This is a genomic window from uncultured Amaricoccus sp. (genome assembly GCF_937858865.1).
Classification (GTDB): domain Bacteria; phylum Pseudomonadota; class Alphaproteobacteria; order Rhodobacterales; family Rhodobacteraceae; genus Amaricoccus.
In genome coordinates, this window is sequence record NZ_CALLYO010000204.1 from 1 (window position 1) to 12,006 (window position 12,006).

The 12,006-nt window shown below is 68.9% G+C and carries 12 protein-coding genes and 1 pseudogene; 12 read left to right on the forward strand and 1 reads right to left on the reverse strand.

Annotated features, from left to right (window positions below; genetic code table 11):
* The 11 genes and pseudogenes from Q0112_RS05590 to Q0112_RS05640 all read left to right on the forward strand — a co-directional run.
* A pseudogene (locus tag Q0112_RS05590) lies at nt 1–1,471 on the forward strand (hypothetical protein); the annotation flags it as partial.
* Between the two features lie 114 nt (nt 1,472–1,585).
* Nucleotides 1,586–1,813 (forward strand): helix-turn-helix domain-containing protein, encoded by a 228-nt coding sequence (locus Q0112_RS05595; protein ID WP_297972582.1) that lies wholly within the window; start codon nt 1,586–1,588, stop codon nt 1,811–1,813.
* A gap of 24 nt (nt 1,814–1,837) precedes the next feature.
* Nucleotides 1,838–3,976: a tyrosine-type recombinase/integrase gene (locus Q0112_RS05600; protein ID WP_297972585.1), complete on the forward strand. Its 2,139-nt coding sequence runs from the start codon at nt 1,838–1,840 to the stop codon at nt 3,974–3,976.
* Entirely contained in the window at nt 3,900–5,297 is a 1,398-nt protein-coding gene (locus tag Q0112_RS05605) for a hypothetical protein (RefSeq protein WP_297972586.1), read from the forward strand. The genes Q0112_RS05600 and Q0112_RS05605 overlap by 77 nt, the downstream gene beginning before the upstream one ends.
* A 280-nt stretch (nt 5,298–5,577) precedes the next feature.
* A complete protein-coding gene (locus tag Q0112_RS05610) occupies nt 5,578–6,309 on the forward strand; it encodes a hypothetical protein (RefSeq protein ID WP_297972589.1) in 732 nt (243 codons plus the stop codon).
* Between the two features lie 240 nt (nt 6,310–6,549).
* A complete protein-coding gene (locus tag Q0112_RS05615; protein WP_297972591.1) occupies nt 6,550–6,687 on the forward strand; it encodes a hypothetical protein in 138 nt (45 codons plus the stop codon).
* 46 nt (nt 6,688–6,733) lie between these two features.
* Nucleotides 6,734–7,090: a hypothetical protein gene (locus Q0112_RS05620; RefSeq protein WP_297972593.1), complete on the forward strand. Its 357-nt coding sequence runs from the start codon at nt 6,734–6,736 to the stop codon at nt 7,088–7,090.
* Nucleotides 7,091–7,406: 316 nt separating this feature from the next.
* On the forward strand, nt 7,407–7,853 hold the full coding sequence (locus tag Q0112_RS05625; RefSeq protein ID WP_297972595.1) for a hypothetical protein: 447 nt from the start codon (nt 7,407–7,409) through the stop codon (nt 7,851–7,853).
* Between the two features lie 314 nt (nt 7,854–8,167).
* On the forward strand, nt 8,168–8,479 hold the full coding sequence (locus Q0112_RS05630) for a hypothetical protein (protein WP_297972597.1): 312 nt from the start codon (nt 8,168–8,170) through the stop codon (nt 8,477–8,479).
* Entirely contained in the window at nt 8,463–9,611 is a 1,149-nt protein-coding gene (locus Q0112_RS05635) for a tyrosine-type recombinase/integrase (protein ID WP_297972599.1), read from the forward strand. The genes Q0112_RS05630 and Q0112_RS05635 overlap by 17 nt, the downstream gene beginning before the upstream one ends.
* Nucleotides 9,612–9,832: 221 nt before the next feature.
* On the forward strand, nt 9,833–10,369 hold the full coding sequence (locus tag Q0112_RS05640; RefSeq protein ID WP_297972601.1) for a hypothetical protein: 537 nt from the start codon (nt 9,833–9,835) through the stop codon (nt 10,367–10,369).
* Between the two features lie 162 nt (nt 10,370–10,531).
* Here the strand turns inward: Q0112_RS05640 and Q0112_RS05645 are convergent, their stop codons facing one another.
* Nucleotides 10,532–10,807 (reverse strand): hypothetical protein, encoded by a 276-nt coding sequence (locus tag Q0112_RS05645; protein WP_297972603.1) that lies wholly within the window; start codon nt 10,805–10,807, stop codon nt 10,532–10,534.
* A gap of 49 nt (nt 10,808–10,856) precedes the next feature.
* Here Q0112_RS05645 and Q0112_RS05650 point away from each other — a divergent pair, with 49 nt between their 5' ends.
* Entirely contained in the window at nt 10,857–11,666 is an 810-nt protein-coding gene (locus Q0112_RS05650; RefSeq protein WP_297972605.1) for an alpha/beta hydrolase, read from the forward strand.
* The last annotated feature ends 340 nt before the right edge of the window (nt 11,667–12,006 follow it).

Here is a 12,006-nt window from a genome sequence, read left to right on the forward strand (position 1 = left end):
GACCTGGGACGAGGCCGGCGCCGATGTCCTCGACACGATCCTGGAACGCGCGGCGAGGGCGACGCCAGGCCTGACGCCGCGGGAAGTCGCCCGGATGATGGGTCCGACGATCCGGCGCGGCTTGGCCGCGGTCGCCGGGCAGCCTCGCGGGTGTGATCCACGCTATGACTACGCCAGCGACCGTATGTGCGAGATGCTTTCGCTCGATCGGCGAATCGCTCTCGAACTCGGCCTCCGTCAGCTGCTGCCTGCGGATCTGCGTGCCGAGCGCAACCGTCAGCGGCGCACCGAGCGGCGCCGTGCTGAAGGCGCGATGCCGCGACAGATCTGGCTAGCGGCCCATCCCATCAGCCGGCTGAAGCCCTGGGAGGCCGAGGGGATCAGTCGCGCGACCTGGTATCGGCGACAGGCCAACGCTCGGCAGCGCCGGCTGCGCGCATGCATTGACAGCATGATGACCGGGGCGGCGGACGTCTGTGGCCTTGGTGAGACGGGTGCTGTCCCGCTCTACAAGGGCGAAGCCCCCGCGGCGTCGGGGGCGGACGGGACGTACGGGGAGAAACAGGATCCTACCCTCGCCAATCCGCACTCCAACCCAGAGGCCCGGGAAAAAACGACGCGGGCGGCCACGCCGCAATGGGCCACGGCCGGTTCCGGTGACGTTACGGGCACCAGAGCCGCGAACCCATCTCCTGCAGAGACGACAACGGAGCCCACCGTGCCTGATCAGCCTGCCATCGATTTCGAGGTCCTGAAGGCCGCTGCCGAGCGGCTGAGCCATGCCGAGCTCGGCGCCCTGACGCGCGTCGCGCTGGTTCTCGACCGCGGCCCGGCGCATCGCCGCGAGCTCGGTCGACGTGCGCAGGTGCCTCCGGACCTGCTCGATGCCCTCGATGCCTGGCTGCGCGTCACGCCGGACGCCGCTGTGGTCACCGGGCTGGTCGGTCCGGGAATTGCCCCTCGCCGCAGCAGATCGCCTCGCCAGGGATTGCTGTTCGATGCCGCGACCGTCCCGCCGGCGCCGGCGAGGGAGGGGAACTCCGGCAGTCTTCGCGCCGCGACCATCGCTGCGGGCGTGCGCGTCCTCGGGCGTGCGGGTATCGGTGAGCAGCTTGCCCGCAGCTTCCTCGGCAAGCAGTTGCAGCAATTCGGCTTCGGTGTCATGGCCGAGGCGATTGATGCGCTCGAGCCGAAGCTCGACACGATCGCCGAGCCGCGTGCGTGGATAACGGCATTTGCGCGGCGGCACGTCGGTGGCGCGACCAAAGGCGCATCGGATTCGCGTTCGGCATCGGCAACACCCGGGCACCGGTCGACGGGTACGCCCCCGCCTGCAGAGAAGACCCGCCCCCTTGCCACCCCGGAGTTTCTCGGGATCTCGCCGGCAGGTGCAAAGCTGATTCGGGAGCAGAACCGCCGCCTTGAGGAAGAAACCAGGGCGCGATTCGGCCGGATCAGAGAAAGGAAATGACCACCACGTGTGTCGCGGCCCGGCCCGGCGACGGGCCCGCGCCATACGGGCGGTCGGAGACGTTTGGAGGCGGAAGGTACGGGGCGTAGCTCCCTCGGGAAAGGGGGACTTGACATGCCCGCGAGACAGTACCTGACCGTCGAAGACGTCGCCGCGCGCCACCGCCGCAGCCCGCGCACGGTCCGCGATTGGATCACCCACGGCTGCGTGACGCCCGGCGGGCGCATCCGGCTCGAGGCGATCCGCGCGGGCAAGAAGTACAGCGTCGAGTCCGAGGACCTGGAGATCTTCGAGGCGCGCCTGCGCCACGGGTCCAGCCGCCCGGATCTCGATATGCCCTGACACCCGCGAGCACAGGAACGCCGCATGAACCCGATCGCCGATACCATTCGTGCCCACCTCTCCGCGACCGGGACCTCGATGCGGGCGCTCTCGCTCGAACTCGGGCAGGGCGAGAAGTTCATCGCAGACATCATCTCGGGCAAGTCGAAGAGACCGACGCCGGCCGCCCTCAGGAAGCTGTCGGCCGTCATCGGCACCGACCTCGCCGCGCTCCCCGTGCAGCCGCAGGTGACTGCTGCCGACATGGAGCAGATGCTCCGGGAGCGGCCGCCGGCTGGCTGGAGCACCTCGAAGGTGTCGGGGGCGCGGTCGGCGCTTGCCTGGCATGTCCGGGCGGCCGGCACCGGTCGCCCGGAGTCGACGATCATCGACCGGGCGAAGGGCCGGGCCTGGTTGAGTGGCACCACGGCGGCTGCCCAGGGACTGGCCCCGAACACGTTCACGACCTACGCGAGCCACCTCCGCGACCTCTTCGACCTTGCCGGCGCCACGACGCGGCCGCGGCAGATCCGGGACGTGACCGGACCCTGGCGCCAGATCTATGACGCGCTCGCGGACGCCAGGGAATACGAGACGGCCGTTGCCGGACCCTTCTTCGCCTGGTGCGACGGCGCCGGGCTCGCGATCGGCGACGTCCGCTCGGAATCCTTCACCGACTATCTGGCGGCCCGCCTGGCGTCGGGACGGGTAACCATGAGCGAGAGCAAGCACCGTGAGACGGCCATGGAGGCGCTGTCGCTCTGGAACCGTCTCGCCGGGCGCGATGGGTTCCGGGCCATGGGCGTCCGCGCCGTCGTCTCGCCCTTTCCCGACGGTCGCGATCGCTACGGCATGCCCGAGGAGCTGCTCGCGCCGTTGTTGGAGGAATTCGACACTTGCGTGCTACCATGGGCCCGCGGCGAAACCGGCCCGGACGGGACGCTGGTCGACACGATCCTGGACAGGCTCGATCCGGTGGCTGTCGAGGCCGTCGACCCGCGCAAGAAGAAACTGCAAGCCTATCTCGGCAAGCAGACGCGGACCCGGCGTCAGGAACGTGAGGATCGCCTCCGGGCTGCGGGGGTGCTGCTCGGGGATGCATGCTGGAAGGCGAATACCGCGGCCAATGCCCGTGCCGCGATCAAAAGCCTCGCCATGGCGCTCTGGTCGCAGACCGAGATCGTGATCACCTCGATCCACGAGCTGACTGACCCCGAGGTCCTCGAGGCGGCCGCGACCGCGCTCGACGAGGCAACCGATGAGAAAGGCATCGGAAGCTCGTACCTCGAGACCGTGCTGAAGCGCGTCATGAAGCTCGCAGGCGGGTTCGTGAAGCGGTCCGCTGAGGACCTCGTTGCGATCGAAACCCTCGTGAAGAGCTTCGAGCCCGACTTCGCCGGAATCGCTCCCCGCAACCGCACCAAGCTGCAGCAGCTGACGGCAGCGAGGGTCGATCGGTTCCTCCGCATGTCCGGCGAAATCATCGCCGAAGTGAACCGCGAAGTCGCCCGTCGACGGCGTTCCGCGACCGCAGCTGGTCCAGGCAAACCCGGGATCGACGCGGACCTCGCGGCGCTTCTGGAGGTCGCAATGGCGCACGACATCATGCTGGCCCGAGCACCGCGGCCCGGCAACCTGCTGGCGATCGACCTCGCCGCGCATGTCCGGCGCCGGGCCGACGGCGGCATCACGATCGAGCTCCCCCCGGAGATGGTGAAGACCAAGGTCGCGCTCGCGATCCCGCTCGGGGAGCGCCAGTCCGAGTTCTGTGACAGCTATGTCGCGAAGGTTCGTCCGGCGCTGCTGACTGCGGAGAATTGCGGGAACACGATGCTCTTCCCCGCCCGCCGGTCGCACGATGGCTCGTGCTCGACGCTGACGAAGCGGCTGATCGACGAGGTGCATCGCCGCGTCGGCATCCGCATCCATCCGCATCTCTACCGGCATATCGTGGGCTGGATCTGGTTGCGCAAGGATCCGAACGCCTTGCCGGCGGTTCAGAAGCTCCTCGGTCACAAGCGGCTCGAGACGACGATGAAGTTCTATGCCGAGCTCGACGAAACCCTGGCCCTGCAGCAGTGGGCCGATCACCTGGAGGCCGCAACGAATGACACCGCCGCCCCGACTTCGCCTCGACGCCGCGATCGCGGCCGGCCTGGCCCCGGCGGGCGTGCAGCCGCGTGACCTGTACCGCGCCTGGGGCGCCTGGACGGCCTGGTGCCAGGCCGAGGCACGCGACGCCTCCTGGCTGAGCCCCGAGGCCGGCGAGGCCTATCTCGCGCACCTGCTCGAGACGCAGTCCGGGCGATCGGCCTACGCGCGGTTCGCGACGTTCCAGATCGCCGCCGGCCTCGCCTGGGGGCCGGAGGCCTCGGCGCACCTCGCCTTGGCGCTGCGGGCGTCCCGGGTGACGAAGAAGGCGGCCCCGGCCGATCGCTGGGGACGGGCGGAGCGGGAGGTGGCGAAGCTGCCCGAGGCTTGGCAGCCGGCATTCCGCGAGCTCCTGGAGGTCTCGCGGGATGCGCCGGAAACCCGCCGCACACTGGTCTGGAGCGCCGCCAGGATCGGATCGGCTGCCTCGGCGCTCGCCCGCTTCAGTGACTTCGCGGCGCAGGCCGGCGCGCGTCCGATCCCCACGGCGACCCTTTGCCAGGCATGGGCAGAGTCCCTCTCCCCGGGGGCTGCGGCGATCAGCATCGCCTCCTACCTCGCACGCGTGGTCGACGGCTTCGAGAAGGTACTGGCGCCCGGGATCGTCTACGATGCGGCGGCGGCGGTTGCCGACCGGTGGGCCGCGCAGTCCGGCGCCGAGCCGCCGCGCAAGGGGAAGCGGTCGCGGATCGTCCCGGCCAGCGACCTCGACCGGATCGGCTTCGAGCTGATGGCGGACGCCGACGCCGCCCCGCTGCGGCGCATCTCCGAGGCCACCCGCTACCGGGACGGCCTGCTGCTCGCTGTCGCAGCCACGCTTCCGGAACGCGCCCGGGCGCTTTCCGCCCTCGCGTTCGACCGAACGGTCTTCCTCGATGCCGAGGGCGTGATCCGCTTCTCCATTCCCGGAGAGCATCGCAAGGCCCCGGAACGCCGGAAGCGCCGGCGCGCCTTCCATGCGTCGATCCGCCGCCCGAGCCTGCATCGGGCGCTGGCGCGGTGGCAGGCCGTCTACCGACCCATGTTCGACGCCGGGAACTGGCTCTGGCCGTCCAGGCTCGACCAGCAGCATGGCCTGACCGAGGGGCGCCTCGGCGTCATCGTCGGCGACCTGACGGAAGCCAGGCTCGGGCGGCGCGTCTCCATCCACCTCGTGCGCGACTGCGTCGCCACCGAGATCATCGAGGCCGACCCGATCGGCGGCGCGGTCCGGGCCGCGACGACGCTCGGCCATCGCGACCCGCGGGTCACGTCGGACTTCTACGTCCACTCCGACGGCATCGTCGTCTCGACCGGCTGGCAGGACGTCATCGCCGGACGCATCGGCTCCTCCCGGGAAAGTCTCGCGATATGAGTGTTTTGCGTCGCCGTTCCGGTCCGCGACCGCCGCTCCCGTCGGTATCCCCGGCGGGGTCATAAAGAACGGGTCCATTCCACCCGCACGGGATGGATCACCCCCATTCCTGAAAACCGCCGGTCCCGGCGGCAACCGCCGGGTGCGGCACTTTATCCCGAGCAGCGCGCTTTATTCGGACCAAGTTAACCATGGCCCGCAAAAGCTGCCGGTCATGCCGTCCTGGCGCTGCCGCGAAGGCGCGAGCGGACCCCTTTCCTCCTGGTTGGAGGAGGAACGGATGTCCCGTCGCGAAGAGATGAATGACAAGCTCGAGAACGCCGGCATCGCCCAGGCGCTCGCGGAGCTGATCGAGAAGAACCATGCGCTGGCGGTCGAGCTCGAGGCGCTGGCGCGCCTCGTCCAGGCCGAGACCGCCGCCGCGCAGGAGCGCGAGGCCGAGCAGGCGGCCCGGCTCGGCGAGGCCCTGGGTGAGCTCGCCGAGGCGAAGGCCGCTGTCGAGATCGAGAGGAACAAGCGGATCGAGGCCGAGGAGATCGCCACCGAGCTCATCACGGCGGCCGACGACTTCAAGGCGGTGCTGGCGCGCTTTCCCTCGGCGATTCGGGGGACCATCCGGGATGTTGCGGACGACGGGCGGGTGATGTCCACTGTCCAGGGGGAGGCGACCCCGGCGGCCGTCCCGCCCACCGGGTCGGCGCCGGCCGGCGAGACGTCCGACTGCGTCGTGGCGGAGGACGACGAGCACCGCTTCGCTCTGGCCGACGCCGAGCAGGGGACCGTGTCCATCGTGGTCAACCTGACCCCGGCCGAGGCGAAGGCGCTCGAAACGCTCGCGGCGCGGGACGGCAGCGGCGGCAGTGTCGACGCGGCGGCGGCGCGTCTCGTCCGCGACGGCCTGCGCCGGGTGGAGGCCCGCCGCGGGCGAGAACCGGCCGCGGCGGGAGCAAGAGCGTTCGGCACCAGGGCCTGCGGCGTAGACCGCGGGCGCTCGAGCGCCGGCAACCCTTGAAGACGCATCACCCCGATGCGTCCTGTTCAAGGAACGTCCTCATGGGTCTCATGAGTCCTGGTGTCGGCACTCGCCGGCCTGACGCATCCGCCGGCGGCCGGTTGATCGGAAGGGCGCGCCGCCTGGCGCTCGGGTCTCCCGCGCGCCCGCCTCGGGGGCGACGACGGCCTGGCGCTCGCCTGCGCCATCGTCGACATGGTCGCGGCTGACGAGTCACCGGCCGGATGGCCAATCTCGGCAATGATCGAGCTTCTCGACACCCCTGCCGGCCAGCGCGATCGCCAGGTCGAGCGGCTGCTCGCCGAGTTACGGATGATCGAAGCCGACCTCCTCGCCCTGTCGGACGGGGATGCGGTCTCGACGCCGCGGGCCGCCTGAAGCAGCGCTCCGGGCTTTCCCGGAGCGCCCTTGACCATCGCAGCCGATGGCCGCTTCAGGGAACACCCCCATGCACTTCCAGCGCTCGAACATCCCCGATCTCGACACCTGCCCGCCGCAGACCATCCAGACCTACCTGGAAGCCGTCGCCGCCCTCAGCATCAAGCACGGCCTGGTCATCGACTTCGCCAACGTGATGCCGACGTATCCCGGGGTCGGGGGCTACTGCCTCACCCGGTGCGGCTACCTGCGCGTCTACGCGCACGACGAGCTGCCGGTGGAAGCCGTCACCCGGGAGCGGCTGCTCGCCGAACCCGAAGACCCCCGGCACCACACCTACATCGCCGATTTCGCGTCCATGTCGGCGCATGACCGGCTGCGTCTCCTCGGGGATAGTCGCTGACGCCACCATCGGCGCGCCGCATAGCAGGCGGTCGGTCGTTCGCCCGCCGACCGCGGGCCTGCGGGCCACGGGGGAAATTCGCTTCGCCGTGGCCCGCGGTGGCCAATCTCACCGCCACGATCGGGCACTCGCCGGGGACCTTCCCAACCTTGACGCCAGCATTCCGGGCGTTGCTACGAAGGGAACATTCTCGATGCAGCACAGAAACCGGGCCCGGCAGCGACGCCGGCTCGAACCGCGGCGCAGCCTCGGCTGCCAGCGCGCCCGAGCCGATCGCCGTCGTTGGCGCGCCACAATCTCGCCGGAGGGCCAGGACATGAGTGCCCTCAGGCTACGCTGGGCCGACGCCGGGACGGCGGCCGCCTGGTTCCAGCTGCGCGACCTCGCACCGCGGCTCGCTGCGCTCGTTCACTGCCCGGTACCCGACCGGCAGCTGCATGTCGTGCTCGACTGGGTCGACCAGCTCGCGCTTCCCGACGCCGGGCCGGCGCTCGCGCTCGACCGCCTCCGGGAGGTGCTGCCGGCGATGACGACCTGCTTCGTGGGCGCCCATACCTACGCGGTCACCCCGGCATCGGCGGGCCGCGGCGAGGCCCTCGAGCTCCACGATCCGGACGGCTGCGGCCGCGTGGTCGGGCGGGTCCTGCCGCTCCTCTCGATGATTACGATGTCGCTCCACGGGGCCGAGGGTGACCGCCTGGTCAAGGCGGTCCACGCCGACCTCGTGAGGATGCTCGAGCGCATCTGGGCAGTAGGCCGGTGACGACGCGCCACAGCGCCGGAGCCGAACGGCTCCGGCCAATATGCTGCGTCGGGATCCACCTGCCTGTTGCCATCGACGGGAGCCTTCTCCGCCATCGTCGTTCGCGCGCTGCAACTCGATGCTCGAACGACCTTGGCCGACCTGCTGCGCCGGGGTCCCTACTGCCCGTCATCGCCGCCGGCGATGGCGGACCTCTTTCCGCGTTAACCCTGCGCGTCGAACCGGCATCCGGTCGTTTCCCGATCGCGCCGGTGCACACCCAGCCTCCTGTCGTGGCGGGGAGAAGTCCCTCTCCGCCCGGGCGGATGCGAACGATGGCTGATCTCGGGACCTCGACCTTCATGAGCGCGATCGTCGTCGACGGCGCCCCGCTATTTCTCGTGACCGGCGAGGAACTGGCGCGGGCCATGCGCTTCGAGGGCGGCGTAACCAGCGCCTTCCGCGACTGGTGCAGGAAGTTCGGCATCAAGACCGTCCCCGGCCGAAACAACGTCTACGACCCCAAGCACGTGCGGGAGCGGCTCGATGCGGCGCAGGGGATGTCCCGCCCGCAGGCCGCGGCCGACGCGCCGACCAAACCATCGCTTGTCGAACAGAGGAGGGCGCGCCGTGACGGACGCCATTAATCTCTCGGGCATCCACCGAGTTCCGAAGACGCTGTCTGGGGGCCGCGTTCGCATCTATCACTACGTCTATCGCGGCGGGCCGCAGTTCTGGAACAGCGACAGCGACATCGAGGAAGGGAGCGACGCGTACAAGGAGGCGTTCCGCGCGGCGAAGGAAGGGGAGCGCGTTGGGCGCGTTCCGGCGGACCGCTACTCGGTGCCTGGGGTGGTCGCACGTTTTCGGCAGTCAGCGCACTACCTCACGAAGGAGCCGAGGACGAAGGGCGACTATGACGAGTTCCTGGACTCCTTCGAGGAGGAGTTCCGCGAGGATTCAATCAAGATGTTCGAGGAGAAGCAATCCGTCGGCGAGATCAACGCGTGGAAGAATGGCTGGGCGCGCTCGAAGAAGCGCTATGACTACGCCACCACCGTGGCTACCCTCTTCCTCAACTGGGCGAAGGACACCGACTGCAGCATCGACCATCACTACCACGTCAGGACCAAGCGCCTCTACAAGGCGGGTCGCGCCGAGATTATCTGGCTGCCGGGCGAGATCGATGCCCTTCGGGCTGTCGCAACCGAGCGCGAGGAGCGGGTCCTCATTGCGGCGTCGCAGGGCCTGACGCCTCAGGACATTGGAATCCTGACCCAGGATCATGTTCAGCGGACGCCGGAGGGCCGCCGCCTCTACTTCCGCCGCACAAAGACGTCGAACCCGGTCAGCATTCCCGTCACGCCGGAGATGGGTAGGCTGATCGACACCACCCCGGCCAACCAGAAGTACTTGGTTGTCTCCCTGACCGGAAAGAAGCTCACCGCGGAGCGGGCTTCGGGGATCATCCGGAAGCTGAAGCGGCGCGCCAACGCGGCGGCCGCTGCCGATCCGATGCTCTTCCACGTCCGCGACGAGCTGCGGGCGAACGACCTGCGCGGGACCGCGGCGACCGAACTGCTTCGCGCCGGCTGCTCGCTCAACGAGATCGCCGTGACCATGGGCTGGGGCCTGCGCCACGCGGGCAATATCATCGAGAGATACGCAGCCCTCGTCCCCGAGGTCGCCGACGAGGTCATGCGCAAGCTCGCCGCCGCGCGGAAGAGGGCGGACGAAGAGAAGAAGGAGCGGGAAGAGAAGGAAGGGAAGTCGGCGTAGCCGACGGTCGACTTTCCCGCATCGGCCATCTCGGCACGTCGCGGCATGGCCTGAACACGACCATCGTGCTCTGGTGCCGGGCATCGAACGCCTGGCGAATGTCGGGCTGACTGTCGAAGTCGACTCTTCCAGCCACAGCATCCCGGCCAACTCCGGCGAAGAGAGAAGGTCGGGAAGGACTTGCTTCTGAGCCCGGCAGGTTCCGCACCAGGCGCGGCGACATGGACGAGGATCGGCCTGCCTTCTGCGTGTGCCTTCTCGAAAGCGCCTGCGCTGAAAGGCGCGGTCTCGGTGGAATGGACGGACAGCGGCAGGGCGAGAACCGCCACAGCGGTGAGGACTGCGCGTCGGGTAATCATATCGTGTTCGGTCCTCAAGGCTTCTACGGCCGGCGCGATGTCCAGTGCGAAATGGTCGAAGAGCATATCGGCTGCTTCCCGCGCCGCCTCCGGCGCGGTGATCAGGAGATGGACCGCGTCATTGGCGACCGACAGGTCGAAGCGCAGGAAGGCGCAGCATTCCTGTTCCTTGCGCACCATCTCGTGCACGTCGTCCACCGCTTCCGGCCCATAGACGAGATAGAGCGTCAGGGCAGAACGCATGGACTTCGTCCGGTGCCGCTCGGCAATGCGCCTGATCCACTTGGCGTGACTTTTGAAATCGTCCGGCTGGAGCGCGCAGGCGATCTCTGCAGTCTCGTCCCGGGCCGGGAAAGAAGGCGCGCATCCGCAGGCCGACGTCGAGCACCCTGCGGCTAAGCTTGTCACGGCCTGACGGCGCCGCAGGACATGCCAGGCAAGCACTCCCGCACCGGCGGCGATTGACGCATTCCGCCCCATAGGACATAGGCCGGAGGCCCTGCTGACCATCCCGTCGGCAGGGCCTTGTTCTTTTTGAGATTTCCTTCATCCGACTTAGGGTTAATGACCGCCGAGCGCCGTAGGAATTCCTACGGGCAACAGTTTGGCGCTAATCTTGTCCTCGAGCTTTGTTTCCCCGCGGAACGGCCAATCTCCTTTGCCGCCCGCATTCGGCCCCTTGACCCTTGTTGTGAAGGGGATCCCGAACGTGATGAGCGTGCCCACGCGCCGCATTAGGTCGCCCGCGTCGCGAGGATCGGCTATGGTGTACCGGCAAGTCTGCGCTCTGGGGGCCTCGATGACGCGCTTGGGGTTGTGCCTGGTCTCGTCGGTCATGGCGTTTGCCTCGCCAATGGCGGCATCGTCCCAGATGCCCGAGCCGACGATGACCGAGGCCGCCGGCGCGGCGTTTCCGACGGTGATGGCCGGCGCGGGGGAGCCGGTGCTATTCGTGCACGGGGCACTCGGCGACTACCGGAAATGGGACGGGCTCTGGCAGGACATCGCCAAGGGCCATCGCTTCATCGCTTATACCCAGCGCTGGCATGGAACCTCGGCCTGGCCTGCCGACAAGCCCTACTCGCGCGACATTCAGGACGACGACCTCGTCGCCATCCTGCATGCCCTGGGCGAGCCCATGAACCTCGTCGGCCTGTCGAACGGCGGTGCCGTCGCGCTGCGGGCCGCGCTGCGGGCGCCCGAGCTGGTGCGGAGCGTCGTCCTCTACGAAGCGAACGTGCCGGAGCTGCTGATCGGCACCGCCGAGGGCAGGGCGACGATCGAGGCATTCCAGCGCGGGCTGGGCGAGACGTCGGACGCGCTGGTCTCCACCGATACCGCGCAGGCAGCCCGGTCGTTCGTGGAGGCACTCTACGTCCTGCCGAAGGGCGGGTTCGATACCCTCGACCCGGTGCAGAAGGCGATGGTGCTCGACAACGTCCACACGCTGCCGATGATGTGGAACGCGCCCGACCCGATGCCGCTGACCTGCACCGCGCTCGGCAAGATCACGGCACCCGTGCTCGTCGTCTACGGCTCCGAGACGTTTCCCTTCTTCAAGGCAGTGGCGAAGCGGATCGCGGAGTGCGTGCCGAACGCCAGGCTGGCCGCGCTGGAGGGCGTCGGCCATATCGGGCCCGTTGTGGCCAAGGATGCGTTCGTCGCGCTGGCGCTCGGTTTCGTCGACGCGCAGTGAGGCCGGCGGTCGACGCGTGACGGAGCGGCATTCGAGGATCGAATGCTCCGTCGGTCCGTCGGTGACGCATTCGCCCCATAGGACATAGGCCGGAGGCCTTGCCGACCATCCCGTCGGCAGGGCCTTGCAAGGATGACTTCGACGTCTTCGTCGCGCAGGCCCGCGCCTCCGGCGCCATCGACTGCATGTCCTAAGGAACGGAATGCGTCAGGCGGCGATGGCGGGGGCCGTAAACCGCCCCGGTAAACCGCCTGTAAACCGGGCAGGCCGAAACCCGGTAAGCGTTGGAGGCGACGACCGGAATCGAACCGGTGTGCACGGATTTGCAATCCGCTGCGTA